The 25,272-nt window shown below is 61.6% G+C and carries 31 protein-coding genes; 22 read left to right on the top strand and 9 right to left on the bottom strand.

Annotated elements, in window-relative coordinates; all coding sequences use genetic code 11:
• The first annotated feature begins 44 nt into the window (after nt 1-44).
• From eno to ACFSM5_RS10055, 14 genes are all read left to right on the top strand, one after another.
• A complete protein-coding gene (eno, locus tag ACFSM5_RS10120; RefSeq protein ID WP_379876224.1) occupies nt 45-1,325 on the top strand; it encodes a phosphopyruvate hydratase in 1,281 nt (426 codons plus the stop codon).
• Between the two features lie 129 nt (nt 1,326-1,454).
• Nucleotides 1,455-1,808, top strand: a complete 354-nt coding sequence (locus ACFSM5_RS10115) for a hypothetical protein (protein ID WP_379876223.1) — start codon at nt 1,455-1,457, stop codon at nt 1,806-1,808.
• Nucleotides 1,809-1,897: 89 nt separating this feature from the next.
• Nucleotides 1,898-2,185 (top strand): hypothetical protein, encoded by a 288-nt coding sequence (locus ACFSM5_RS10110; RefSeq protein WP_379876222.1) that lies wholly within the window; start codon nt 1,898-1,900, stop codon nt 2,183-2,185.
• Between the two features lie 30 nt (nt 2,186-2,215).
• On the top strand, nt 2,216-2,506 hold the full coding sequence (locus ACFSM5_RS10105; protein WP_379876221.1) for a hypothetical protein: 291 nt from the start codon (nt 2,216-2,218) through the stop codon (nt 2,504-2,506).
• Nucleotides 2,507-2,543: 37 nt separating this feature from the next.
• A complete protein-coding gene (locus tag ACFSM5_RS10100) occupies nt 2,544-3,047 on the top strand; it encodes a GNAT family N-acetyltransferase (RefSeq protein WP_379876220.1) in 504 nt (167 codons plus the stop codon).
• Between the two features lie 209 nt (nt 3,048-3,256).
• The gene (locus tag ACFSM5_RS10095; RefSeq protein ID WP_379876219.1) at nt 3,257-3,604 is read left to right on the top strand and encodes an FtsB family cell division protein; all 348 of its coding nucleotides are present in this window, start codon (nt 3,257-3,259) and stop codon (nt 3,602-3,604) included.
• Nucleotides 3,605-3,873: 269 nt separating this feature from the next.
• Nucleotides 3,874-4,887 (top strand): pyruvate dehydrogenase (acetyl-transferring) E1 component subunit alpha, encoded by a 1,014-nt coding sequence (gene pdhA / locus ACFSM5_RS10090; protein ID WP_379876218.1) that lies wholly within the window; start codon nt 3,874-3,876, stop codon nt 4,885-4,887.
• Between the two features lie 3 nt (nt 4,888-4,890).
• Nucleotides 4,891-6,258, top strand: a complete 1,368-nt coding sequence (locus tag ACFSM5_RS10085; RefSeq protein ID WP_379876217.1) for a pyruvate dehydrogenase complex E1 component subunit beta — start codon at nt 4,891-4,893, stop codon at nt 6,256-6,258.
• A gap of 23 nt (nt 6,259-6,281) precedes the next feature.
• Nucleotides 6,282-7,598, top strand: coding sequence for a pyruvate dehydrogenase complex dihydrolipoamide acetyltransferase (locus tag ACFSM5_RS10080; RefSeq protein ID WP_379876216.1), 1,317 nt, complete (start codon nt 6,282-6,284; stop codon nt 7,596-7,598).
• A gap of 15 nt (nt 7,599-7,613) precedes the next feature.
• Entirely contained in the window at nt 7,614-9,026 is a 1,413-nt protein-coding gene (lpdA, locus tag ACFSM5_RS10075) for a dihydrolipoyl dehydrogenase (protein WP_379876215.1), read from the top strand.
• A 120-nt stretch (nt 9,027-9,146) separates the two neighbouring features.
• Nucleotides 9,147-10,109, top strand: a complete 963-nt coding sequence (gene lipA / locus ACFSM5_RS10070; protein WP_379876214.1) for a lipoyl synthase — start codon at nt 9,147-9,149, stop codon at nt 10,107-10,109.
• 9 nt (nt 10,110-10,118) lie between these two features.
• Nucleotides 10,119-10,556 carry a type II toxin-antitoxin system RatA family toxin gene (locus ACFSM5_RS10065; RefSeq protein WP_379876212.1) on the top strand — a complete coding sequence of 146 codons (438 nt, stop codon included), beginning with the start codon at nt 10,119-10,121 and terminating at the stop codon, nt 10,554-10,556.
• A 224-nt stretch (nt 10,557-10,780) separates the two neighbouring features.
• Nucleotides 10,781-11,350 carry a hypothetical protein gene (locus ACFSM5_RS10060; RefSeq protein WP_379876211.1) on the top strand — a complete coding sequence of 190 codons (570 nt, stop codon included), beginning with the start codon at nt 10,781-10,783 and terminating at the stop codon, nt 11,348-11,350.
• Nucleotides 11,351-11,520: 170 nt separating this feature from the next.
• Entirely contained in the window at nt 11,521-12,033 is a 513-nt protein-coding gene (locus tag ACFSM5_RS10055; RefSeq protein ID WP_379876210.1) for a hypothetical protein, read from the top strand.
• Here ACFSM5_RS10055 and ACFSM5_RS10050 read toward each other — a convergent pair whose 3' ends face one another.
• Both ACFSM5_RS10050 and ACFSM5_RS10045 read right to left on the bottom strand, forming a co-directional pair.
• Nucleotides 12,034-12,330: a type II toxin-antitoxin system RelE/ParE family toxin gene (locus tag ACFSM5_RS10050; RefSeq protein ID WP_379876209.1), complete on the bottom strand. Its 297-nt coding sequence runs from the start codon at nt 12,328-12,330 to the stop codon at nt 12,034-12,036. It abuts the gene before it with no gap.
• Complete coding sequence (locus tag ACFSM5_RS10045; RefSeq protein WP_379876208.1) at nt 12,327-12,575, bottom strand: type II toxin-antitoxin system ParD family antitoxin; 249 nt, start codon at nt 12,573-12,575, stop codon at nt 12,327-12,329. Before ACFSM5_RS10045 ends, ACFSM5_RS10050 begins: the two co-directional genes overlap by 4 nt.
• Before the next feature lie 92 nt (nt 12,576-12,667).
• Here ACFSM5_RS10045 and ACFSM5_RS10040 point away from each other — a divergent pair, with 92 nt between their 5' ends.
• A complete protein-coding gene (locus ACFSM5_RS10040; RefSeq protein WP_379876207.1) occupies nt 12,668-13,024 on the top strand; it encodes a hypothetical protein in 357 nt (118 codons plus the stop codon).
• On the opposite strand, the gene ACFSM5_RS10035 is transcribed toward ACFSM5_RS10040, so the two are convergent.
• From ACFSM5_RS10035 to ACFSM5_RS10025, 3 genes are read right to left on the bottom strand one after another with little or no spacing between them, the layout of a single operon-like run.
• A complete protein-coding gene (locus tag ACFSM5_RS10035) occupies nt 13,021-13,503 on the bottom strand; it encodes a CinA family protein (protein ID WP_379876206.1) in 483 nt (160 codons plus the stop codon). The genes ACFSM5_RS10040 and ACFSM5_RS10035 overlap by 4 nt on opposite strands.
• Complete coding sequence (locus ACFSM5_RS10030; protein WP_379876205.1) at nt 13,491-13,976, bottom strand: phosphatidylglycerophosphatase A family protein; 486 nt, start codon at nt 13,974-13,976, stop codon at nt 13,491-13,493. Before ACFSM5_RS10030 ends, ACFSM5_RS10035 begins: the two co-directional genes overlap by 13 nt.
• Before the next feature lie 27 nt (nt 13,977-14,003).
• Nucleotides 14,004-15,170 (bottom strand): bifunctional 2-C-methyl-D-erythritol 4-phosphate cytidylyltransferase/2-C-methyl-D-erythritol 2,4-cyclodiphosphate synthase, encoded by a 1,167-nt coding sequence (locus ACFSM5_RS10025; protein ID WP_379876204.1) that lies wholly within the window; start codon nt 15,168-15,170, stop codon nt 14,004-14,006.
• A gap of 128 nt (nt 15,171-15,298) precedes the next feature.
• On the opposite strand from ACFSM5_RS10025, the gene ACFSM5_RS10020 reads away from it, so the two are divergent.
• Nucleotides 15,299-15,745, top strand: a complete 447-nt coding sequence (locus ACFSM5_RS10020; RefSeq protein ID WP_379876203.1) for a hypothetical protein — start codon at nt 15,299-15,301, stop codon at nt 15,743-15,745.
• Between the two features lie 23 nt (nt 15,746-15,768).
• On the opposite strand, the gene ACFSM5_RS10015 is transcribed toward ACFSM5_RS10020, so the two are convergent.
• Complete coding sequence (locus ACFSM5_RS10015; protein WP_379876202.1) at nt 15,769-16,656, bottom strand: AraC family transcriptional regulator; 888 nt, start codon at nt 16,654-16,656, stop codon at nt 15,769-15,771.
• 136 nt (nt 16,657-16,792) lie between these two features.
• On the opposite strand from ACFSM5_RS10015, the gene ACFSM5_RS10010 reads away from it, so the two are divergent.
• The gene (locus ACFSM5_RS10010; protein ID WP_379876201.1) at nt 16,793-17,551 is read left to right on the top strand and encodes an SDR family NAD(P)-dependent oxidoreductase; all 759 of its coding nucleotides are present in this window, start codon (nt 16,793-16,795) and stop codon (nt 17,549-17,551) included.
• Between the two features lie 32 nt (nt 17,552-17,583).
• Here the strand turns inward: ACFSM5_RS10010 and ACFSM5_RS10005 are convergent, their stop codons facing one another.
• Genes ACFSM5_RS10005 through ACFSM5_RS09995 form a run of 3 tightly spaced genes read right to left on the bottom strand, consistent with a single transcriptional unit; the run spans nt 17,584 to nt 20,894 of the window.
• Entirely contained in the window at nt 17,584-18,027 is a 444-nt protein-coding gene (locus ACFSM5_RS10005; protein ID WP_379876198.1) for a DUF5063 domain-containing protein, read from the bottom strand.
• The gene (locus ACFSM5_RS10000; RefSeq protein ID WP_379876197.1) at nt 18,024-19,916 is read right to left on the bottom strand and encodes an ATP-binding cassette domain-containing protein; all 1,893 of its coding nucleotides are present in this window, start codon (nt 19,914-19,916) and stop codon (nt 18,024-18,026) included. Before ACFSM5_RS10000 ends, ACFSM5_RS10005 begins: the two co-directional genes overlap by 4 nt.
• A gap of 9 nt (nt 19,917-19,925) precedes the next feature.
• On the bottom strand, nt 19,926-20,894 hold the full coding sequence (locus ACFSM5_RS09995) for a DUF2333 family protein (protein ID WP_379876196.1): 969 nt from the start codon (nt 20,892-20,894) through the stop codon (nt 19,926-19,928).
• A gap of 149 nt (nt 20,895-21,043) precedes the next feature.
• On the opposite strand from ACFSM5_RS09995, the gene ACFSM5_RS09990 reads away from it, so the two are divergent.
• From ACFSM5_RS09990 to ACFSM5_RS09970, 5 genes are all read left to right on the top strand, one after another.
• Complete coding sequence (locus tag ACFSM5_RS09990; protein WP_379876195.1) at nt 21,044-21,649, top strand: gamma carbonic anhydrase family protein; 606 nt, start codon at nt 21,044-21,046, stop codon at nt 21,647-21,649.
• Between the two features lie 85 nt (nt 21,650-21,734).
• Nucleotides 21,735-22,043, top strand: coding sequence for a hypothetical protein (locus ACFSM5_RS09985; RefSeq protein ID WP_379876194.1), 309 nt, complete (start codon nt 21,735-21,737; stop codon nt 22,041-22,043).
• The gene (locus ACFSM5_RS09980; RefSeq protein WP_379876193.1) at nt 22,043-23,161 is read left to right on the top strand and encodes a glutathionylspermidine synthase family protein; all 1,119 of its coding nucleotides are present in this window, start codon (nt 22,043-22,045) and stop codon (nt 23,159-23,161) included. The genes ACFSM5_RS09985 and ACFSM5_RS09980 overlap by 1 nt, the downstream gene beginning before the upstream one ends.
• A 10-nt stretch (nt 23,162-23,171) precedes the next feature.
• Entirely contained in the window at nt 23,172-23,579 is a 408-nt protein-coding gene (locus tag ACFSM5_RS09975) for a DUF350 domain-containing protein (protein WP_379876192.1), read from the top strand.
• Between the two features lie 202 nt (nt 23,580-23,781).
• Nucleotides 23,782-25,245, top strand: a complete 1,464-nt coding sequence (locus ACFSM5_RS09970; RefSeq protein WP_379876191.1) for a hypothetical protein — start codon at nt 23,782-23,784, stop codon at nt 25,243-25,245.
• Nucleotides 25,246-25,272: the final 27 nt, after the last annotated feature.

The following is a 25,272-nucleotide window of genomic DNA, read 5'->3' as shown; positions in this document are numbered from 1 at the left end:
TAGCTGCCGCATAAAACAACCCCTCAGCAGATAAGGGATAGGACATGTCCGCCATTACCGACATCCGCGCGCGCCAGATCATGGACAGCCGTGGCAATCCGACCATCGAAGTCGATGTCATGCTGGAAACCGGCGCCGTGGGCCGTGCTGCTGTTCCGTCGGGCGCCTCCACCGGCGCGCATGAAGCTGTCGAACTGCGTGACGGCGATAAGTCGAAGTTCCTGGGCAAGGGCGTGCTGCGCGCCGTTGAAGCCGTCAATGGCGAGATTTTCGACGCCCTGGTCGGCATGGATGCCGAAGAACAGATCCACGTCGACCGCACCCTGATCGGCCTCGATGGGACCGAGAACAAGGCGCGGCTTGGCGCCAATGCGATCCTGGGTGTGAGCCTCGCGACGGCCCGTGCGGCCGCCGAAGACAATGGCCTGCCGCTCTATCGTTATGTCGGTGGTGTCTTCGCCCACACCCTGCCGGTTCCGATGATGAACGTCATCAACGGCGGTGCCCATGCCGATAACCCGCTCGACTTCCAGGAATTCATGATCCTGCCGGTCGGCGCGGAAAGCCTGTCGGAAGCCGTCCGTGTCGGCGCCGAAGTCTTCCATGCGCTCAAGAAGCAGCTGAAAGACAAGGGCCTCGCCACCAACGTCGGCGACGAAGGCGGTTTTGCCCCCGATATCGCCAATGCCGATGCCGCCTTAAGCTTCATCATGAAGGCCATCGAAGCCGCCGGTTACAAGCCGGGCGAAGACGTGGCCCTGGGTCTCGACGTTGCCTCGTCGGAATTCTTCAAGGACGGCAAGTACAACCTGCACGGCGAAGGCAAGCTGCTGGATGCCGGTGGCATGGTTGCCTATTACCAGGACCTCTGCGCCCGCTATCCGATCATCTCGATCGAAGACGGCATGGCCGAGGACGATTGGGCAGGCTGGAAGGCCCTGACCGACGCTCTGGGCGGCAAGGTGCAGCTGGTCGGCGACGATCTGTTCGTCACCAATGCCAAGCGCCTCAAGGACGGTATCAAGCAGGGCGTCGGCAATTCGGTGCTGGTGAAGGTCAATCAGATCGGCACCCTGACCGAGACCCTGGAAACCGTTCAGATGGCCCATCGCGCCGGTTACACCGCCGTGATGTCGCATCGCTCGGGCGAAACCGAAGACAGCACCATCGCCGATCTCGCGGTTGCCACCAACTGCGGTCAGATCAAGACCGGCTCGCTCTCGCGCTCGGACCGCATGGCCAAGTACAACCAGCTGATCCGTATCGAAGAGCAGTTGGACGACGTGGCCTACTATCCGGGCCTGTCGGCATTCAAGGGTCGCTAATCGGTCCTGCCTACGACGTTGGAAAGGCCCGGCATTGCCGGGCCTTTTTCTATTGAAAATCGGCACATATGAACGCAATCATTATTGACCGGTCAGGCATTTTATTGTCGCGAGGAAGCTCGTTCGGTCATGGATCTGCAGAACAAGATGTTTCGTCTGTGGGATTTTCATGTTTCCCACTCAAAGTTACTGCTGCGGTGCTCGGAAGGCGATGGCCGTAACATCGACATGATGTTTTTTGGCGTGCATTACATGTCCTTGCCGAACTTCATTCACGGGCTGGCCCTCGACGAACCGACGACCGACGATATGGACCGGGTCCGGGCCGTGGTGGGAGATCGCGTGAAAAATAGTCGTCTCTATGTGCTCTGCTCCAAGGGGATCAGGCACCTGATATTGGCGGACGATTGCATCATCGAAGAAAACGACTTCGGACCAATGGAAACCAACTTCCGTCCCCTCCAGCGCGCTTTGGGGGCCTGAGCCTGAAGCGCAAGCTTCTGAGGGGCAGCTCTTTCCTGTATGCTGCCTGCAGTTGAAAGAATGTTGGCATTTCTTGGCGATGGATGATCATGTGGTTGGCTAGAACGGCGGCTCTCGGTTTGTGCTGGTTTGCCTTGAGCGCAGGCGACGCAAGGCAGTGCGACCTCGATTACATCGGCACCATGACCATGGATTCGGATGGCTCCATCCATGCGCTGCTGAATATCTGCGATCCGCAGGCGGGCGCGGTCGGGCATCGCTATCTCTCGTTCTGGAAAGGCGAGGCTGACTACGCTTCGCTGCTTGCGCGGGTTGGCGGCATGCGGCCGGGTGACTCCAAACCGATCCCTGCGTCCAAGGAAAAGCCGACCCTGTAACGTCTGGGATTTATCTCGGGAAGGGTACAGATGTTGCGTCAAAACCTTCTGCTTGCGGCATTTGGTGCCGCTGTCCTCGCGTCCACAGCCTTTGCCCAGGGCCATAAGCCCAAATGCGGCGAGGAAACCATCGGATCGGTCTGGATGGATAGCGACCGGGTGCTCCACGCCATGATGACCGCCTGTTCGCCTGACGGCACCGCTATTGGCGATACCGCAGTCGACTACAAGAAGGGCGATCCCGGTTACGACGACCTGCTGCAGAAGGTGGGCGGCTTGACACCGGGGCAATCCAAGACGATACCGGCGAAGAAGTCCTGAGAGACTCGCGCCGGGTTCCCAAAGGGGGAGGGAATCCATGAGCTATACGATCAGACCCGCGCGGGTTGATGACGCCGGTGGGATAGCCGCCGTGCATGTCGCGTCCTGGCAGGAAAGCTATCGTGGCCTTATCCCTGATGACGTCTTGGCCCAACAATCGGTCGAGGCCCGGGAAATCTTCTGGCGTGGTCATCTGGAGCAGCCCTCAAGGGGCGGCTGGGTGCTGGAGACGGACGGCGCGGTGACGGGCTTTGGAGACTGCGGCCCTAATCACGATCCGATGCTCGAAAGCGATGGCGAGATCAACAGCCTCTATCTGCTGCAGTCGGCGCAGGGGCAGGGCGCGGGGCGGGGCCTTATGGAGGTGATGCTCCGGGCCCTGGCAACCGGCGGCTACGCCACGGCGGGGCTGTGGGTCGCCAAGGGAAACACCGGCGCCTGTGGGTTCTATGAGCATCTGGGCGGCAAGCTGGTGGGCGAGCGCGTGCAGGACCGGCGGACGTTCAAGCTGCCGGTGGTCGCCTATCGCTGGGCGCTTTAGGGGCGCAGTGAGCGACGCGAGGGGAGGGGACGTCCCGCCGACGAGTCGGAAATGAGTCCAATTCCAGAACGAATTGAGTCCATTGAGGAATCGGCGAAAAAATCTTCGTCGGTCACAGGTATGACGCTGGACAGGAAGAATCTGCGTCAGTTAAGGTCCAACATTAAGAAGAGGCAAGAATCTAAAGCGAATCAGGACTCTAACGAAATATGGCCCTGGCATATATCCTTCGGCGGAAAGCGCGTGCGGTTCTGACACCGTTGGTGGGCCTATTATTCGTCGTCTATTTCGCTTACCACGCCCTGCATGGCGACCGTGGTCTGCTTGCCTATATCCGGCTGCAGCAGGAAATCAAAAAGGCAGAGATCACCCGCGATCTCGTGCATGCCGAGCGCCTTGTGCTGGAAAAGCGCGTCGCGTTGCTCCGTCCCAACTCCGTCGATCCTGACATGCTTGATGAGCGTGCGCGCGTCATGCTGAACATGGGTCACAAGGACGAGGTGGTTATTTTGTTGCAACGCCCCCAAGCCAGTCTGGCAGCAACGGCAACGCCTTAGCGCATTAATCTTTCGCAAGCGCGAAATGACCTCGTTACCTGGATTTATGGTAACGAATGATTTCTTCTGAAATTACAATTGCTTGGCAACATCGTGTCGGTTCTTCGGCACGCTTGCTAATACCCCCGACTTGAGGCTAGACAGAACGGAATGCGAGGCCATCTATAGGCCTCGATCCGAAGTCCAGACTTGGCCGAGGGGGCTGCCGCATCTGTGCGGTCTTCCGGCCCCTATGACGTAAACCCTTTGTCCTTGAGGGAACCGCTGGAATGACAACCGCCAAAAAACCCGCCGCCCGTACCGGCAGCAATCTTCCCAAGCCCACGCCCGAAGAGGTGGTGGGGTATTATAAGGACATGCTGCTGATCCGCCGCTTCGAAGAGAAGGCCGGGCAGCTTTACGGCATGGGCCTGATCGGCGGCTTCTGCCATCTCTACATCGGCCAGGAAGCCGTGGTGGTGGGCATGCAGTCCGCTCTGGTCGATGGCGACTCGGTGCTGACCTCCTACCGCGATCACGGCCACATGCTGGCCTGCGGCATGGACTCGCGCGGCGTGATGGCCGAGCTGACCGGGCGTAGCGGGGGCTATTCCCGCGGCAAGGGCGGCTCGATGCACATGTTCTCGAAGGAAAAGAACTTCTACGGCGGTCACGGCATCGTGGCGGCCCAGGTTCCCATCGGGACCGGCATCGCCTTCAACTACAAGTATCGCGGCGAAAACAATGTCTGCCTGACCTATCTGGGCGACGGCGCGGTCAACCAGGGCCAGGTTTACGAGAGCTTCAATATGGCGGCTCTCTGGAAGCTGCCGGTGGTCTACATCATCGAGAACAACAAGTACGCCATGGGCACCTCGATCGAGCGTGCGTCGTCGGGTACCGAATTCTACAAGCGCGGTCAGGCCTATGGCATTCCGGGCGAATCGGTCGACGGGATGGATGTGCTGGCGGTGAAGGTCGCGGCGGAAAAGGCCGTGGCGCACTGCAAGGCGGGCAAGGGCCCCTATATCCTCGAAATGCAGACCTACCGTTATCGCGGCCACTCCATGTCCGATCCGGCCAAGTACCGGACCAAGGAAGAAGTGACCAAGATGCGCGAGCAGCATGATCCCATCGATAACCTGCGCGCTCTTATTCTGAAGAACGGCTATGCCGACGAAAACGCCCTGAAGTCCATCGACAAGGATGTGAAAGACATCGTGTCCGATGCGGCGGAATTCGCGCAAGCCAGCCCCGAGCCGGATGTATCCGAGCTCTACACCGACGTTCTGATCGAGGCCTGATCCATGCCGATCCAGATTCTCATGCCCGCCCTCTCGCCCACCATGACCGAGGGGACTCTTTCGCGCTGGACCAAGAAGGAAGGCGACAAGGTTAAGGCCGGTGACGTGATCGCCGAAATCGAAACCGACAAGGCGACGATGGAAGTCGAAGCCGTCGATGAGGGCACTATCGGCAAGATCCTGATCGCCGAAGGCACTGAAAACGTCGCGGTCAACACCCCTATTGCCGTGCTTCTGGAAGAGGGCGAAGATGCCTCTGCAGCGTCCGCTGCCCCGGCTGCCAAGCCCGCTCCGGCTCCCGCTGCTGCGCCTGCCGCAGGCGAGGCACCGGCTCCGGTTGCAGCTCCCGCTGTCGTGACCAAGCCTGCCGAACCCGACTGGACCGGCCCGACCAAGACCCTGACCATCCGCGAAGCCCTTCGCGATGGCATGGCCGAAGAAATGCGTCGTGACCCGAACGTCTTCCTGATGGGCGAGGAAGTCGCCGAATATCAGGGCGCCTATAAGGTTTCGCAGAATCTGCTGCAGGAATTCGGCCCGAACCGCGTGGTCGATACCCCCATCACCGAGCATGGTTTTGCCGGTCTGGCCGTCGGTGCCGCCTTCAAGGGTCTGCGTCCGATTGTCGAGTTCATGACCTTCAACTTCGCGATGCAGGCCATCGACCACATCATCAATTCGGCCGCCAAGACGCTCTATATGTCCGGCGGTCAGATGGGGTGCCCGATCGTGTTCCGCGGCCCGAACGGTGCCGCTTCCCGCGTCGCCGCCCAGCATTCGCAGTGCTATGCCTCCTGGTATGCCCACTGCCCGGGCCTCAAGGTCATCGCGCCCTATAGCGCTGCCGATGCCAAGGGCCTGCTGAAGGCTGCGATCCGCGATCCGAACCCGATCATCTTCCTGGAACACGAACTGCTCTACGGTTCGTCCTTCGAAGTGCCGGATACCGACGATTTTGTCCTGCCCATCGGCAAGGCCAAGGTCGTGCGTCCGGGTAAGGATGTCACCATCACCGCTTTCTCGATGACCGTTCGCCATGCGCTGAACGCCGCCGAGGAACTGGCGAAGATCGGCATCGATGCCGAAGTCATCGATCTGCGCACCATCCGTCCGCTCGATATCGACACCATCCTCGCCTCGGTTGCCAAGACGAACCGTCTGGTCACCACCGAAGAAGGCTGGGGCTTCTCGGGTATCGGTTCGGAAATCTCGGCCCTCGTCATGGAACGCGGCTTCGACTCGCTCGATGCGCCGGTTGTGCGTGTCCATGCCGAAGACGTTCCGCTGCCCTATGCCGCGAACCTCGAAAAGCTGGCGCTGCCGCAGGCTGAGCACATCATCAAGGCGGCCAAGTCCGTCTGCTATCGCTAACCGGACCGGAAGAGGAGGCACCCATGCCCATCAATATCCTCATGCCGGCACTCTCGCCGACCATGACCGAAGGCACCCTGGCCAACTGGCTGAAAAAAGAGGGCGACAAGGTCAAGGCGGGCGACGTGATCGCCGAGATCGAAACCGACAAGGCGACGATGGAAGTCGAAGCCGTCGATGAAGGCACCATCGGCAAGCTGGTCGTTGCGGCCGGTACCGAAGGGGTCAAGGTCAACGAAGTGATCGCCGTTCTGCTGGAAGAAGGCGAAGACGCCTCTTCCATCGGTTCTGCCAAGCCTGCGGCTGCTCCTGCACCCGCAGCGGCTTCGGCAGCCGCAGCACCTGCTGCCGCTCCGGTTGCTGCCGCTGCCCCGGCGGCCAAGTCGGCTGCTCCGGTCGGCAACCGCGTCCTTGCCAGCCCGCTGGCCAAGCGTATCGCCGGTCAGAACAATGTCGCTCTCGATGGCCTCAAAGGTTCCGGCCCGAACGGTCGCATCGTGAAGGCCGACGTCGAAGCCGCTATCGCTGGCGGTGGTGCGAAGGCTCCGGCCGCTGCTGCCGCTCCGCAGGCTGCTGCGACTGCCGCTGCCCCGGCTCCGGCGGCTGCTCCGGCTCCCAAGGCCGCTGCTGCGCCGTCTCTGGTCGGTCTGCCGGAATACGAGCTCATTCCGCACACCGGCATGCGCAAGACCATCGCGCGTCGCCTGACCGAAGCCAAGTCGACCATTCCGCACTTCTATCTGACCGTGGATATCGAACTGGACGCGCTGCTCGCGCTGCGTACCCAGCTGAATGCCAAGGGCGAGAAGGACGGCGTGAAGCTGTCGGTCAACGACATGATCATCAAGGCCTCGGCCATGGCGCTGAAGAAGGTGCCGGACGCCAATGCGGCCTGGACCGATGAAGGCGTGCTGAAGTTCAAGGGCGTCGATATCTCGGTCGCCGTGTCGATCCCCGGCGGTCTCATCACCCCGATTGTGCGCGATGCGGACAAGAAGGGCATGGGGACCATCTCCGCCGAGGTGAAGGATCTGGCAGCCCGTGCCAAGGCCGGGAAGCTGAAGCCCGAAGAATTCCAGGGCGGCACCTTCTCGATCTCCAACCTCGGCATGTTCGGCGTGAAGGATTTTGCGGCGATCATCAACCCGCCGCAGAGCTGCATCCTGGCCATTGGTGCTGGCGAGCCGCGTCCGGTCGTGAAGGATGGCGCGATTGCCGTCCGCACCGTGATGAGCTGCACGCTGTCGGTCGATCACCGCGTCGTCGACGGCGCGCTGGGCGCCCAGTGGCTGCAAGCCTTCAAGGGTCTGATCGAAGATCCGCTGTCGATGCTGCTCTAGTCTGGAGGACATGACATGAGCGAGACCAATTTCGATCTGGTTGTCATCGGTGGCGGTCCTGGCGGCTATGTTGCCGCCATCCGTGCCTCGCAGCTTGGCCTCAAGACCGCCGTGGTCGAGGCCAATCACATGGGCGGCATCTGCCTCAACTGGGGCTGTATCCCGACCAAAGCGCTGCTGCGCTCGGCCGAAGTCTTCACCCAAATGCAGCATGCCTCGGCCTATGGCCTGAGCGTGCAGGGCGCCAGCTTCGATCTGGAGAAGATCGTGGCACGCTCGCGCAAGGTGGCGGGTCAGCTGTCGGGCGGCGTCAAGTCGCTGATGAAGAAGCACAAGATCCAGGTCTTCGATGCTTTTGGTAAGCTGAACGGCGTTGGCGCTGGCGGCGTCCGCAAGGTGGCCCTGTCCAAGGATGGCGCTGCGACCGGCGAGATCACCGGCAAGAACGTCATCCTGGCGACCGGCGCCCGCGCTCGCGTTTTCCCGGGTCTGGAGCCGGACGGCAATTTGGTCGTGACCTATAAGGACGCGATGGTGCCGAAGACCATGCCCAAGCGTCTGCTGGTCATCGGTTCGGGTGCCATCGGTATCGAGTTCGCGAGCTTCTATCGCCAGCTTGGCGCCGAAGTGACCGTGGCCGAGGTGATGGACCGCGTGCTTCCGGTGGAAGACGAGGAAATCAGCGCTTTTGCCAAGAAGGCTTTTGAAAAGCAGGGCATGAAGCTGCTGATCAAGGCCCAGGTGAAGGCCTTGAAGAAGGGTGCCAATAGCGTCACGGCGACCATCGACGTCGACGGCAAGCCCCAGGATCTGGAAATCGACCGCGTGATCGTCGCGGTCGGTATTGTCGGTAATGTCGAGAATATCGGCATCGAAGGCACCAAGATCCAGGTCGACCGCACCCACGTCGTGATCAACGAACGCTGCGAAACCGGCGAGCCGAACGTCTATGCTATCGGCGATATCGCGGGCGCTCCCTGGCTGGCCCATAAGGCCATGCACGAAGGCGTCATGTGCGTCGAAGGCATCGCCGGCAAGCATATCCACGCCATCGATGTGACCAAGATCCCGGGTTGCACCTATTGCACCCCGCAGGTTGCCTCCGTCGGTCTGACCGAAGCCAAGGCCAAAGCTGCGGGTTATGAGGTCAAGGTCGGCCGCTTCCCCTTTATCGGCAACGGCAAGGCGATCGCCCTGGGCGAGCCGGAAGGCCTGGTCAAGACCGTGTTCGACGCCAAGACCGGCGAGCTGCTAGGCGCCCATATGATCGGTGCGGAAGTGACCGAGCTGATCCAGGGTTATGGCATCGGTCGGACGTTGGAAGCGACCGAAGCCGATCTGATGCACACCGTGTTCCCGCATCCGACCCTGTCGGAAATGATGCATGAATCGGTGCTGGACGCTTACGGACAGGCCTTGCACTTCTAGGTTCAAGGTCGCAATTATATTGCTTAACTCATGCCCGGTCTTCGGATCGGGCATGAGCTTTAAAAGGCGGTCCCCTCTATGATCGTCTTCTTGAGTTTTACGCCGCGAAGGTGACCCTTCATGACCACCCCGCCGACCCCGGCCGCTCTGCGCCACCCCGAAAAGGCCAATCGCCCGGATAATCCCATTCCGCGCAAGCCCGAATGGATCCGCGTGAAAGCTCCGGTTTCGGCCGAGTATCATGAAACCCGCAACATGATGCGAGAACTGAAGCTCAATACCGTGTGCGAAGAGGCCGCTTGCCCGAATATCGGCGAATGCTGGGCCAAGAAGCATGCGACGGTCATGATCCTGGGCAGCGTCTGCACGCGCGCCTGCTCTTTCTGCAATATCGCGACCGGCCGTCCCGACAAGCTCGACCCGCATGAGCCCGAGCATGTTGCCGAAGCCGTCGGCCGCATGATGCTGGAACATGTGGTCATCACCTCGGTCGACCGCGACGATCTGGAAGACGGCGGCGCTGCGCATTTCGCCAAGGTCATCAAGGCGATCCGCAAGTCCTCGCCCCATACGACCATCGAAGTCCTGACCCCTGATTTCCTGAAGAAGCCGGGTGCGGTTGAAATCGTCGTCGAAGCTCGTCCGGACGTCTTCAACCATAATCTCGAGACCGTGCCGCGCCTCTATGCCTCGATCCGGCCAGGCGCACGCTATTTCCATTCCTTGAAAATCCTCAATGAGGTCAAGGAAATGGACCCGTCGATCTTCACCAAGTCCGGCATCATGGTCGGCCTGGGCGAGCAGCGCGAAGAAGTGCTGCAGGTGATGGATGATTTGCGCGCTGCGGACGTCGATTTCATCACCATCGGCCAGTATCTGCAGCCGACGCCCAAACACGCCGCGCTCGATCGCTTCTGGACGCCGGACGAGTTCGCCAGCCTCAAGACCCAGGCTTTTGGCAAGGGTTTCCTACAGGTGGCTTCATCGGCGCTGACGCGCTCCTCCTATCATGCCGGGGACGACTTCCGCCGCATGCGTGAAGCCCGCGAGGCGAAGCTGGCCGCTTCCGCCGCTGCCGAGTAACCGCGACTTATGCCAACCCATGCCGAGCGGCGTGTGCTGCCGCACACGCCCCAGCAGCTTTATGATCTCGTAGCCGACGTCGAGAAATACCCGGAATTCCTGCCCTGGTGCGTCGCGGCCCGTATCAAGCTGCGGGAAGAGCGCCGCCTGCTGGCCGATCTCGTCATCGGCTATAAGCTGGTGCGCGAGCGTTTCACCTCCGAAGTGAAGCTCTCGCCCGAGGCGCTGCGCATCGATGTCGCCTATACCGAAGGTCCGTTCAAGTACCTCAACAACCACTGGATATTCAATCCGGTGGAGGGCGGCACGGAGATCGACTTCTATGTCGATTTCGAATTCAACAACAAGCTGCTGCAGAAGATCATCGAGGTCTTTTTCAATGAGGCGGTGAAACGCATGGTCGGCGCCTTCGAGACGCGGGCGATGCAGCTGTATGGGGCGAAGTAGCTTCAAACCTGTCGTTTAGTCGTCATCCCGGTGCTCGACACCGGGATCTCCTCCGGGAGCTTGTCCACCGGAGACTGAGGCAAGGTTGAAATTCACCCGGAGGGGATCCCGGGATCAAGTCCCGGGATGACGCCGATTTGATGAACCGTAGCCCCTAAAACGGAACCTCCACCTCTGCCGGGAATTAAAGTCGTAACGCTTTAATCTCTCAGGCGAGGTGCATCATGCCTCTCTATCAGATCATTCTGCTGGCGATTGCGGCGCTGGCCGTTGTCGCCGCCATCGCGAATATCGCGGAGAACCGCAATGCGCGCTCGCCAGGGCGCGGGGTGCTGTTCCAGATCCTGTTCCTGCCGGTAATGATCCTGGCGTTTGGTGCGATCTTCAGCGAGATCGTCGGCTGGGGCATCCTGTTCTGGAAGCTGATCGGTTATGCCGAAACCAGCGTCTGGAACACGCTGAATGCAGGCGATGCGCTGTTCTGGGCGGGCCTCGATATCAATACCGTCTGGCCTTGGTCGTCGCGCGGCGCAGCCTATCTCGCCACCATGGATGCGGCGGCTTTCTTCACGGTCATCCTGCCGTTCTCGCTGCTGATCCTGATGGTGATCTTTGTGGTGCTGTTCGGCTTCATCGCGGGCTTCTTCGACGAGGAGGTGCCGGACGGCGAGTACGAGTACATCCTGGTCCGCCGTCGCCGGGCGCTGCCGGAGCGTATCCGGGCTTACCGTGCGGAGTTCCGGTCGAACTTCTATCGTCCGCGCGGCGTGCGCACATACGGCATCGACAGATAGGCTGTTGTTTTGGTCCCTCGCCGGGCGAGCGCCTCCGCGCTCTTGGCCGCAGCCGTAATGGCTGCTTCCCCTAGCTGCGTGCTCAATCGCGCGCGGCTAGGGGGGGATGGAACCTTTGCCCATGTCGTGAATTGTCTCGGTAAGGCTTCACCTTCCAAGGGCATTCCGACATGGGCAATATTCCGCTGTATCAGCTCATCGTGCTTGCCAGCGCGGCGCTGAGCATCGTCGTCGCGATCTCCGATTTCTCCGACCGTCCTGCCCGTCGCCGTCGCGGCATACCGGCGGGCATCCTGTTTCTGCCTGCGGTCTTCCTGGCCGTTTTTGCGGTGGTGAGCGAGGTCGCCGGTTGGGCGTTGCTCGTGTGGCGGCTGGCGGATTTCAGCTGGGAACCCTTGAGCACCGAAACAGTGCTCGCCTGGGTGGATTTCTATCCCCGCGAGATATTCCCGAACGACTGGAGCTGGGCAGGTCAGCTAGCAACTCAGCTGGCGGCGAGCGATGCCTGCGTCTTCTTCACGGTCATCCTGCCGTTCTCGGCCCTGGTGCCGATGGTGGCCTATATGGTCGTCGTCGGGCTCATCGCCAATCTGGCTCGGGAAGAGGGGCCACGCCGCCTCCTGGTCTCCGACAGCCCGGCACTGGTCCGCGTGCGCACCAGCAACCGACTGCGGCGGGGTTAGTTAGTCGGAGAGGTGGCGGTGAATATCCATGCTCTGATGCAGGATACGCAGAATGCCGACTGACACCTCGTTGACCCGGTAGAAGATGACGTGAGATCCTACGGTAAAACTCCGCAGATAAGGGGCGATATCGTCGCGTAGTGGACCCATGTCGGGAGTTTTTCTTAAGTCCTGAAATCGTTCGAAAAACTGTCGTTTATAGTCTTGAGCCCGCTTTTCGCCCCAGGTTTGGCGACCAAAATTTATAATCGCAATCAAATCAGCTTTGGCAGCGCCGGAGATATCCAGGGATCTCATATCTGATCGAAGAAGGCTTTCAGGTCTTTGTCGGTTTCTATGCGGGTGAAACTGCCGGTCGCCACATCCCGCTCGCCAATAGAAATGGCTTCCCGCAGACGCTCCAGCTTCAGCTGATAGAGTTCGTCCTGTGTCGCCATCAGACGCAAGGCATCGCGGATAACCTCGCTCGCGTTATTGTAGAGGCCAGACTCGACCTTCTCGCGAACCATCTCTTCCAGCTTCGGCGTCAATGAGACATGCATCACAGGACCCTCCTGGAAAGGATAGTACAATCTTTGTCAAAGATTGTCAGCGAGCTGAGCTTTAATTGACGATAAAAACAATCTAGGGTCGTATGGTGCTTATATCCCGCGCCTTAGTGTTTTTGCTGCTTTTGCCCTCCTTCGCTGCTCTTGCCCAAGGAGTGATGGCAATTTATTCGGAAAACTGCTTGGCGTCTGAAGATAGACGATCTGTCTTTGAGCTAACCGGTGGGGCGGGAAAGCGTATTCTGGCTCAATATGAGGCAGGAGAGCTGCAAGCGGGCTATACGGAGTTCTTCCTGGAGGAACAGCCCGATGGCCGCTTCTGCGGCGAGGTCTTTTGGCAGGGCTGTTATTCTGTGAAGATTGAACCCGGCTATATCCGCATTATGGGCGCCGATCAGGATAGCAAGGATGTCGAGATAGTGGCCTCGCGCTGCCCCGACTAAGCCGCCCCGTCCTTCAGCAGCCGCAGCGCCGTCAGCGCGGCCTGTTGTCGAACCTCGCTTCGGTCGCCAGGGAAAACATGCCGCTCCACCAGTGTGGGGCGGTTTTTTCTGGCGCAGCCGAAATGGACGAGTCCGACGGGTTTGGTCTCAGATCCGCCGCCCGGACCGGCGATGCCGGTGATTGACACGGCGAGGTCCACGGGTGCTACCTTCAATGCGCCTTCGGCCATCGCGCGGGCGACCTGTTCGGATACCGCGCCATGCTGGGCGATCAGGGCGGCCGGAACGCCGACGAGGTCGGTCTTGGCTTCGTTGGAGTAGGTGACGAAACCGCGCTCGACCACCGCACTCGATCCGGCGATGTCGGTCAGGGCGGCGGCCACCATGCCGCCGGTGCAGCTTTCGACGGTGGCCAGCATCAGGCCGGAGGCTTTAGCAGCCTCCAGCACCTCGACAGCCAGGGCGCCTAGAGGATCCATTTGAAAACGGCCCAGAGCGCGATCATGCAATAGAGGCCGGAGATCATGTCGTCGAGCATGATGCCGATGCCGCCGGGCAGATCGCGGTCGGCCCAATTGGCGGGCCAGGGCTTCAGGATGTCGGCGACGCGGAAGACCAGAAAGCCGATCAGATAGGCCAGCGGTTCCAGCGGCAGGAGCGCGAGGGTCAGCCACATGCCCGCCACCTCGTCGATCACGACCGGCGAGGGGTCTTTTTTGCCAAGCTTGCGGGCAAAGCTGCCGCTCGACCACAGGCCCACCAGGAAGATGAGGATGGAGGCGGGGATGAGGGCGAGCGGGCTGATGTAGTAGGCGATGGCGACCGCGAAGGGCAAAGCCGCCAGCGAGCCCCAGGTTCCCGACGCAAAGGCGATGAGCCCGCTGCCGAACCAGGTGGACAGCAGTACGTCGAGTTGCAGCAGCGAAACCCCGGCGGGCAGACGATGGAACATGGCGGCGGACCCTTTTTTGTTTTTGCTTCAGGCAGGCAGGCGAACGGTGGCAACGGCCTGGGAGGCAATGCCTTCCTGCCGCCCGGTAAAGCCCAGACGCTCGGTCGTTGTAGCCTTGACCGAGATACGCGCGAGCGGCATCCCCAGGATATCCGCGATCCGCTGACGCATCGCGTCGCGGTGCGGGCCGACCTTGGGCGCCTCGCAGATAAGAGTAACGTCGCAATGCAGGATTTGGCCACCTTGAGCGGTGACTAAATCTGCGGCATGGCGCAGAAACTGCGCGGAATCGGCCCCCCGCCAGCGCGGATCGGAGGGCGGGAAGTGGGCACCGATATCGCCATTGGCAATCGTCCCCAGCAGCGCATCGGTCAGGGCATGCAGGCCGACATCGGCATCCGAATGGCCCGCCAGCCCTTTGGAATGCGGGATTTCGAGACCGCAGAGGGTGACGAAGTCCCCTTCTGCAAAGGCATGGACGTCGAAACCGGACCCGGTGACGGTGATGGTCTCCGGTCCGGCGAGCAGCCGTTCAGCCATGGCGAGGTCTCCGGCAGTGGTGATCTTCAGGGCGCGCTCGTCCCCTGGCGTCAGGGCGACGGTCAATCCCGCCGCTTCGGCGACAGCGGTATCGTCGGTCAGGCTTTGGCCGGCAACGGCGCGGTGGGCGGCCAGTATCTCGGGAAAGCGGAAGCCCTGGGGTGTCTGAGCGCGATGCAGCCCGGCGCGCTCCACGGTGCCTTCGGAAACAGGACCGCTGCCGCGCTTCAGAGTATCGACCACGGGCAGTACGGGCAGGGCGCCGGGATGCTGGGCGAGGGCGTCGACCACGCCATCGATCATCCCGGCCGTCACGAGCGGCCGCGCGGCGTCATGGATCAGCACACGGGCAGGGGCCAAGGCGCTTGCCGCTTCCAATCCTGCCAGGACCGACGCCTGCCTGTCGGCACCGCCGGTGACCGTGGCTGCAATCTCAAGGCCGGTCAGAGCCGCTGCTGCGAGGGCTTCGTCGCCCGCCCGGATGACGACAATCACGCCGTCCACCTTCGGATGTTCCAGAAAGGCGAGCGCGCTGCGCCGGATCACCGGTACGCCTGCGAGGGACAGATATTGCTTCGGGACATCGCCGCCAAACCGGCTGCCGCCCCCGCCCGCAACCAGCACGGCGATGGTCGTCGAAGAAGTCTTGCTCATGGCCCGGACGCTAGCACAGGCGATGCGGCGGATTGAAGGGGGCGCAGAGGATTCTTGGGGTTTGGGCAATTGCAGAAGCTCCAGGGCCTTGCTATCTAAGGGAGGGGTTTTGCTGAAGAAGGCCGCCCATGGATCTTCCTGAACCGGATATCGATGCCGAGGATGTGGTGCGCGGCCTATTTTGGTTCGTGCCGTCCTTTAGGCTTTGGTTCGTTCTTGCCTTTCTGGTGCTGCTGCTTCTGGGGGCTTCGGGGATGAAGGACGACTGGCTGCTTTACACCGTCTCTGCCGTTGCGCCGTTTGGCATTGTCGGCGGCTGGCGCTATCTGCAGCCGCGGATGCCGGACTGGGAGCTAACTCTGCCCAGGAGCGTGGCCCGACCTATGGAGATTCTGGGCCAGATTCTGAAGTATGTGGGTCTCTGGCTTTGTGGCACCGTCCTCGCAGGAAGCTTGCTCGGATCGTTCGGCTTTACCGAACCGGCCTCCCTTGTCATCGCGATCTCCATGGCGATGTCGGCTATTTTACTGACTGTTCTTGTGGGGTTACAGCGCTGGAATAGGGCTGAGCCGTGAACTGGCGGACCCTAATCAGGGTCTCAAGCCGCCTGAATTTCCCGCGTCATCTTCAGGTCCTGGATCGGCGGCAGGCCGAACATCCGGCGATATTCCCGGCTGAACTGCGGCACGCTTTCATAACCGACCGCAAACGCGGCGCTGCTCGCCGTCATGCCTTCGGCCGCCATCAGCCGGCGAGCCTCAATCAGGCGCAGTTGCTTCTGGAACTGGAGCGGCGAGAGCGAGGTTTCGGCGCGGAAATGCTGGTGGAAGGACGACAGGCCCATCCCAGCCTGTGCTGCCAAGCGTTCGACCGGCAAAGTCTGGGCAAAGTCCGAGCGCAGAAGGGCGATGGCCCGCGCGATCCGTTGCGCCTGTCCGCCCGACCAGCCCAACCGCCGGATCGCCGCGCCATGGCGCCCGCACAGCAGCCAATAATGCAGCTCGCGCACCAATTGGGCATGCAGCACGGGCAGGGAGGCGGGGCGATCCAGCAGGCGCATCAGACGCAGGGCAGCATCCGAGACTTCGCTATCGGTCGGCTCCCATCGCACGGCCATGCCTTCGGAAACAGGCAACTCGCCCATCTCGGTCGTCAGGTTGGCAATTACCTTGGCTTCGAGATCGAGCACCAGCGACAGATAGGGCGTATCGGTGCTGGCACGGGTGATCTGGCTGACGGTGGGCACATCGGCCGTGATCAGTAGAGAATCGCCCGCTTCGAAGGTGACAGTTTCGGCGCCCATGGTGACCTGCTTCTGCCCCTGGAGCACCAGGCAGACCAGCGGGCGCGATATCGCATGCACAAGGCCGCTGGGGACGGTCGAGCGGATCGTGGTCAAGCCGGTGATGGGCGTTTGAGCAAAGCCGGTATGATCGGCATTCGCGTCCACATAGCGCCGAACGGCTTTCAGCAGGGTCTCTGTCATGGGGCAATCCTAACCAGCTTTCCGGTGAGAAGAAAGGCGGATTGGAGGATTAGGCAAAGACTCTCGACCTTCAGGTAACGACGTTGGGCTGTTCCAGGTCTTATTAAAAGGCTCCTCACACCCAAGGAGCTTCGTCATGTCCAAGATCGCTATCGTTACCGGTGCCAGCCGTGGCCTCGGCCGCAACACCGCACTCAGCATTGCCCGCCGGGGCGGGGACGTCATCGTGACCTACCAGAAGAACAGTGCCGATGCCGAAAACGTGGTCAAGGAGATCCGCGCTCTGTTCGGCCGCAAGGCGGTGGCGTTGCGGTTGGATACCGGCGCCATTGCGGGCTTTGCCGATTTTGTCAGCCGCTTGCGCGCTGCCTTACGGGAAACCTGGGGGCGCGAGAGCTTTGATCATCTCGTCAACAACGCAGGTCATGGGGATTATGCCCTGATCCAGGATATGACCGAGGCGCAGTTCGACGGGCTGGTGAACGTCCATTTCAAGGGCGTCTTCTTCCTGACCCAAGCACTATTCCCGCTGATCGAGGACGGCGGGCGGATCGTCAATCTGTCGTCTGGCCTGACGCGGGTCTCCTTCCCCGGCTATGGCGCCTATGCCGCCGTGAAGGGCGCGGTGGAGGTCTTGAGCATCTATATGGCCAAGGAACTGGGCGCGCGGGGGATCGCTGTAAATACTGTAGCGCCGGGCGCGATCGAGACCGACTTCGGTGGCGGCGCGGTGCGCGATAATCCGGAGATCAATAAGATCTTCGCCGATATGACTGCCCTGGGCCGCGCCGGTCTGCCGGACGATATCGGCCCGATGATCGCGAGCCTGCTCAGCGAGGATAACCGCTGGGTCAATGCCCAGCGCATCGAGGTGTCGGGCGGTCAGGGCATCTAAAGAAGAAGGGCGGCTCCAACGAGCCGCCCTTTTCATCCCTGATCGCGCGCGTACAGGTAGCGGCGCAGGTCATGCAGATGCTGGCCCCAGTGATTGCGATACATCAGCCGGAAGTACCAGGCGGCATCATCGAAACCCAGATTTTCAGAGCGCCAGAGGGTTTCTGCCATATCCCCGGCGATGTCGATCAGATCGTCCTGCGCGTCGGCCATGGTGGGCGAGACGTCCGGATCGGTCGTCGGCGCTATCACGGAATAGAGCCCGAAGTCCGGGAACGCATTGGCGACGAGATCAAAATGATCGTCGCCCAACGTCGATGGCGGTTCGAGATCGCCGTCGGCCGGGTGGCTGTCGGGAACATCATGATAGGCAAGGACAAGAGCATCGAGGGTTCGGCACAAGGCCGCCAGACGGGCTTTTTCATCCGCTGGCGGCGCTTGCAGGAGAGCCAGGAAAGCTTTTGCCGCCTCAATCACTCCGCCGCAACCGCCTGGGCGGTTTCCAGCTGATCGGCAAGGGCCAGCCAGGCTTCCTCGGCGGCTTTGATCTGCACGCCCAATTCGCCCTGTTCTTTTGAGAGCGCGATCATCCGCTCCTTCGGGGTATTGGCGGCGGCCATCTCGACTTCGAGCTTGGCTTTCTTGGCGGTCAGCTCGGCCAGCTTCTTTTCGGCCTTGTCCGTCTGATTGCGCAGGGGCTTGAGCTGTTCGCGCAGCGCAGCGGCCTGCTTGCGGCGTTCTGCGTCGTTCTTCTTTTCCTGCTTCTCGGCGCGGGCGGCGGCGCGCTTGTCAGCGTTGGCTTCAGCCGATTTCGACAGGATGTGCTTGCGGTAATCCTCAACGTCGCCGTCAAAGTCGCGCACGGTGCCGTCTTCGACCAGCATCAGCCGGTCGGCGACCATTTCCACCATACCGCGATCATGGGACACCAGGATGACGGCGCCGGTATAGTCGGCCAGCGCTTCGACCAGGGCCTGACGGGCTTCGATATCCAGATGGTTGGTCGGTTCGTCGAGGATCAGCAGATGCGGGGCATCAATGGTGATCAGCGCCAGGGTCAGACGGGCCTTCTCGCCACCCGACAGCTTGCCGACGAGCGTATTGGCCTTTTCCGCACCGAAGCCGAAGGCACCCAGGCGTGCACGCACCAGTTCCGGCTTGGCCTGGGGCAGGGCGCGGGACATGGAGGCGATGGGCGTTTCGTCCAGGCGCAGTTCGTCCACCTGATGCTGGGCGAAATAGCCGACACGCAGCTTGGCAGCGGCGACGCGGTCGCCCTCCATCGTGTCGAGGCGACCGGCGATCAGCTTGGCGAGCGTGGTCTTACCGTTACCGTTGGCACCCAGCAGCGCGACACGGTCATCGGGATCCAGGCGGAAATCGACACCCCGCAGGATCGCGCGACCATCATAGCCGACCGTCGCCTCGTCCAGGCTGACCATCGGGGGCGACAGTTCGTCCGGGTTCGGGAAGCCGAACTTGATGGTCGGATCGCGCTCGACACCGGCAATCGGGGCCAGCTTGGCGATTGCCTTCATGCGGCTCTGGGCCTGACGGGCCTTGGAGGCCTTGGCTTTGAAACGGTCGACGAAGGCCTGCATATGGGCGCGCTGGGCCTGCTGCTTGGCAATCGAGGCTTCGGTCAGGGCGATACGCTCGGCCCGGACCCGCTCGAAGGTGTCGTAGTTGCCGCTATAGACCGTCAGCTTGCGAGCCTGCAGGTGGATGATGCCGGTGCAGACTGCATTCAGGAAGTCGCGGTCATGGCTGATCATGATCAGCGTGCGCGGCCAGCGCTGCAGGAAGTTTTCCAGCCACAGCGCCGCTTCGATATCCAGATGGTTGGTCGGTTCGTCGAGCAGCAGCAGATCGGGTTCGGCAAAGAGCGCAGCCGCCAGGGCCGCACGCATGCGCCAGCCGCCCGAGAAGGCCGACAGCGGCATATTCTGGGCGTTGGCATCGAAACCGAGGCCGTGGAGGATCGTTGCCGCGCGGGCTTCGGCCGCATAGGCGCCGATATCGACGAGGCGCATCTGGATGTCGGCGATCCGCTCGGGATCGGTGACGGTCAGGCTTTCAGCGATCAGGGCCGCGCGCTCGGCATCGCCTGCCAGCACGAGGTCGAGCGGCGTGGTGGCGTCGCCTGCGACTTCCTGGGCGACGGTGCCGATACGGCAGTCGCGGGGCAGGGAGATCTTGCCCTGATCGGCCTCCATCTGGCCCATCAGCAGCTTCAGCAGCGTGGTCTTGCCGGTGCCGTTGCGGCCGATCAGACCAATGCGATGGCCTTCGGATACACGGGCGGAGGCGCCTTCCAAAAGCGCACGCCCCGCAACCCGCAGGGTGATTTCATTGATATCGAGCATATTCTGTCTCTAGCGAATAAGGATCTGGCTGATCTCGCGCATCTGGGTACGGGCGCGCAGCAGATAGAAGCCTTGAGTGGTCAGATGATTGGCGAGGAAGAGACCGTCGGGGTCGCCGTTCATCACCAGGAGCGGATCGAGGATCGCGGATTCATGCAGGCTGTCCAGCATCTGCGCCCAGGCCGAATGGGCCTCGCGCTCGCGGATCACATTCTGAAAATCCATGCCGACTTCGCGCAGGATCAGGTAGTAGGCGTAGAGCCGTCCCTTGATCCCATAGAAGACATTGTCCGCGCGGCTGTCGAACATCATCGTGCGGCCATTCAGGATCTGCTGATCGATGATGGCGGACATGGAGCCGAGATCGTTCGAGATGCGATCCACCAGGGCGATCAGATTATCCGCGCGGCGCTCGAACAGCGCCTGACCGTTCGACAGGCGCAGGTTATAGGCCGTCAGCCTCTGGGCGGCATTGCGGTACTTCTGGTCCGACGCAGTGGTCGGCAGCAGCGAGACCGAGGGCGACCAGACCCAGACGTCCGGGGCCGACTTCAGGTAATCGACGGCGGCCGACAGATCGGGGTCGGTCTGGGACGAGCCGCGCGTACGACCGATCTGATCCATCATCTCGGTCGAAAAACGCCCCAGCGCCAGCATGATGCCGGTCTGGAATTCGGGCGTATTGTCTAGGTAATAGCCCGGCAGGAAGAAGGGGTCGTTCGGCGTCCAGTTGTGCTGGTCCGTTTCGCGCAGGATGAGCGCGGCCGTCATCGCAATCGCGTTCGAGCCATTGGTCGGCGGCGGAGGCGGCGTGAAGGTCGTGTCGTCCTCGATCCGGCTCGACAAAAGCATGCCGACAGGAATGTAGAGCGCAAACAGCAGCAGCACCACGAGCAAGCTGTTGCGCATGGTCGCGCCGGTCAGCGCTGCGAGGAAACGGCGACCCCTGACGGGCTTTTCAAAATCGAATTCGGACATAGCGACCGGTTATAGGGAAAAAGTGGCGATAAAGCGAGTGCAGCTTGTGGTTTTCGCTGCGCTGCACACCCTCTAAATAGGTATAGCTCGCGCCTGGGGCCAGGGTGTCATCCTATCATCGTGGAAATAGGCGAGATGGGAGCTTGATCATGCTGCTCGACCATGGCGGAAAGCGCCCGGTAATCGACTCAACGGCCCGGATCGCACCGACGGCGGTGATCTGCGGGGATGTGACCATCGGCCCGGGAACCTCCATCGGCTTTGGCGCGGTGATAACGGCGGAAAGCGGGTCGGTCTCCATCGGCGCCGACTGCGTGGTGATGGAGAATGCCGTGCTGCGCGGGGTGGTCGGCGCACCCTTGCGGATCGGGAACGGCGTGATGATCGGGCCGCATGCCAGCCTGACGGGCTGCACCCTCGAAGACGCAGTGTTTGTCGCCACCGGATGCGCGCTTTTCAATGGTGCCAGGATCGGGCAGGGCAGCGTCGTTCGGATCAACGGCATCGTCCATGTGGGAACGGTCCTGCCGGAAAAGTCGGTTGTCCCCATCGGATGGGTAGCGGTCGGCGATCCCGTAACGCTGCTGCCGCCTGATCGTCACGACGAGATTTCGGCCCTGTTGAAGCAGCAGAATTTTGTCGGGCGGGTTTTTGGCATTGACGAGGTGCCACCGGGCCAGGGGTTCACGCAGATTGCTGTGCCACGCTATGCGGCGGCTTTGGTAAAGCATCATGGCGATGACGCTGAAGTATAGATTGTAAAAATTATTGAATTTCATGGGGTATTAATTTCTGATCTAAGTATATTTTTGCTTCATTCGTATCGATGTGAATCTATCTATGAGCGACGATAGTACTCCCGAGACGCCAGCCCAGGCGTTGCGCCGCCGAGGCACCGTTGGCCTCGTGCTGTTGGGCGGCTTTGGGGCGATGGGAAGCGCGATCTATTATTTCGACGGCTGCGACCGGAACGATCCTAACAATAACTGTGGCCGCAGTTCGACCAGCCACCGAACCGGCCTGAACAGCTGGTATCACGCGTCCAGCAACAGTTCGTCGAGCAGTAGTAGCGGCAGCGATTCCTCCAGCAGCGTCAGCCGGGGCGGCTTTGGCGGGAGCAGCAGTTCGTTTGGCAGTGGCGGAGGCTGATGGAGCGGGTCCGTTTTGCCGAACGGCCAATGTGGCGCAGCCGGGTGGAGCGCCTGGGCTTCGGTTTCCATACCATCGGCGGCGAGCCTTATTGGGACGAGACGGCAGCTTATCGCTTCACTGCAGCAGAGATTGATGGCTTCGACGACCTGACAGCCGAACTGCACGGCATGTGTCTGCAGATCGTCGACAGCATCGTGACGAGCGGAGATTTTGACCGTCTGGGGCTGAGCCCGCGCGCCTGTGCCTTGATAACGGCGAGCTGGCGCCGGGGTGATCCTGCGCTCTATGGACGTTTCGACTTCAGTTATGATGGCAGGACGACCCCTAAGCTGCTGGAATATAATGCGGATACACCCACATCCCTGTTCGAGGCGGGGGTGATCCAATGGGATTGGCTGGAGCAGGTCAAGCCGCGCGCCGATCAGTTTAATTCGATCCATGAGAAGTTGGTCGCGCGCTGGGCGGCGCTCTTTCCACCGGGAGCGCGGGTGCATTTCACCTGCCTGCCGGACAATGAAGAGGATCGCGGCACCATCGATTATCTGCGCGATACAGCCATGCAGGGTGGCTGCATCGCGCCCTTCGTGGAGATCGCTGATATCGGCTATGACGGCCAGCGGTTCGTCGATTTCGAGGATCGGCCTATAGATACGCTGTTCAAGCTCTACCCCTGGGAATGGATGATCCAGGACGCGTTTGCGGGGAACATCGGCCCAAGCGGCTTGAGGCTGCTGGAGCCCGCCTGGAAAATGATCCTGTCGAACAAGGCGCTGATGGTGTTGCTGTGGGAGCGTTTCCCCGGCCATCCCGCTCTGCTGCCCGCTTCCTTCAAGGCGTCGGATATTTCCGGGCCGATGGTCAAGAAGCCACTCTTCAGCCGGGAGGGCGCGAATGTCGCGCTGATGGGCATTGGCGGCGACCAATCCGTGCCGGGGCCTTATGGGGCCGAGGGCTTCATCTATCAGGCGGCAGCGCCCTTGCCCTGTATCGACGGCAATTATCCGGTGATCGGCTCCTGGGTCATCGGGGAGAGGTCGGCCGGTCTCGGCATCCGCGAAGACTTAAGCCCGATCACCACCGACGCCAGCCGCTTTCTGCCGCATTATTTCGAATAGGATCAATGGGATGCCGTTCCTGGATTATCTGAGCCCGCTGCCGAATTTCGTGCTTTATTTCGGCCTGTCGCTTGTGCTGCTGGTGATGTTCGTCACGGTCTATCTGCAGATCACACCGCATAAGGAGTTCGCGCTGATCCGGGCGGGCAATGTCGCGGCCTCAATAAGCCTGGGCGGGGCGATGCTGGGGTTTGTGCTGCCACTGGCGGTCTGCATCACCCATGCGGTGAGCTTGCTGGACATGGTGCTCTGGGGGTTGGTCACACTGGTGGTGCAGGCGGCGGTGTTCTTCTTTGCCCGCTGGCTGAAGCCCGATCTGTCCGAGCATATCGGCGAGGGCAGCGTGGCCCATGCAACCTTTGTTGCGAGCCTGAGCGTTGCCATCGGTGTGCTGAACGCGGCTTCGCTGGTGCCGTAAACAAAGATTGTCTGCTCAAAGAAGAACCCGTCATCCCGCACTTGATGCGGGGTCTATCCGAAGCGGAGCAGCCTGAGAGGGATCCCGCATCAAGTGCGGGATGACGAAAGAGGCGACGGCGGAGTGCGCGCAACGAGCGTTTCACTCCTGGCATTCCGAAGCGCCATTTGACCTTCCTCTCCCCCGAGGGCATTGATGGTTTATGAGCGATATCGCCTCACCGCCGCCGCCGGGATTGCCGCCCCGGCCGACATTGGAGCAGCGCATCGACCGGCTGACGGTGGCGCTGCTGTCGGCTCTGGCGATCTTGCATATCGCGGCGGCGGCCTTTGATTTCCGGCTGTTCGCCTATTTTGGAGCCTTCTGCTTCGTCGCCTATATCGGCCTGATACTGCCCAGCATCACCAAGCGCGAGGCGCCCTTGATGATCGGGGCGCTGGCAGCGGTGCTGGCGACGGTCAGCCTGCATGCCCAGGCGGGGCCGGTGCTGATCGAGGCGCTGACCAAGGGGACCGGCTATGCCTCGCTGATCCTGGCGCTCGGCTTTTTGCAAGCTCCAGCGGCGGCCAGCCAGCTGGTGCGGGACTGCGGCAGCTACCTCATCCACCAGGGGCCGGGCAGGCGCTATGCCGCGCTGACGGGCGGCGCGCATCTCTTCGGGGTGGTGCTGAACCTTGGGACGCTCCAGCTTCTGGGCGCGATGGTGAAGCAGTCCAATACGCTGGAAGCGGCGGGCGGTGATGCGGAGGTCGTGCAGATCCGCACACGGCGCATGGTGACGGCGATGCTGCGCGGCTTTGCCCCCGTCACGCTCTGGGCGCCGACCTCACTGACCATCGCCGTTGCCCTGGATATCGTGCCGGGCGTCAACTGGAACCAGTATCTGCCGCTCGGCCTGGGCATGGCCATTGGCTATATGACCTTGGGCTGGGTGATGGACCGCATCCGCTATTCCAAGCGCACCCGTTTCCGCGCTCAGGTCTCGGAAACCCATCTGACCGCGCGGGGTACGCTTGTCCCGATGGTGGGGCTGGTCGCGGTAATCCTGGCGCTGGTTGTCGTGCTGAAGCAGGGGCTGAACTGGCCGCTGGGCACGGCGGTCATGGTGGCGACGCCACTGTTTTCGACCTTCTGGCTGCTGCGCCAGGGATTGCAGCGCGATCCCAAATCGGCGGTCACCCGCACCGTGGTTCAGCTTGCCCATCACTGCGCCGAACGGATGCCGAAAAGCAGGTTCGAGGTCATCTCGCTCACCTGTGCCGGGATCATGGGCGGGGCCATCGGCGCGTTGATCCCGCCCGCTGCCATCGCCCATATCATGGAGGTCTGGGGGCTGCCACCCGCCGTGCTGCTGATGGCGATGTCGGTCGTCATCGTGGCGGTGGCGCAGGTCGGCTTTAATCCGGTGGTGGCCGTAACCTTGCTGGGGTCGGCGGTGTCGCAGATGCATCCGATTCCCGTGCCGCCGCTGGCCCTGCTGGTCACCCTGGTCGGCAGCTGGAATATGTTTGGGCTTTCCAGTCCCTTCTCGGCGACGACGCTGATCCTGGGCACCCAGTTTGCCGAGAATAGCCGGGTGATCGGCCATCGCTGGAACGGGCTGTTCGCCGTCATCTGCTTCTGCTCGCTCCAGGTGATCATCGTGGCGACCACGCTTCTGGCTTGAGCAAATGCACGGCGGATGCTAGCCATC

The organism is Lacibacterium aquatile, assembly GCF_042683105.1.
In the GTDB taxonomy this organism is placed as follows: domain Bacteria; phylum Pseudomonadota; class Alphaproteobacteria; order Elsterales; family Elsteraceae; genus Lacibacterium; species Lacibacterium aquatile.
The sequence above is the reverse complement of the archived record's forward strand: the minus strand, read 5'-3'. Positions and strand labels throughout refer to the sequence as shown.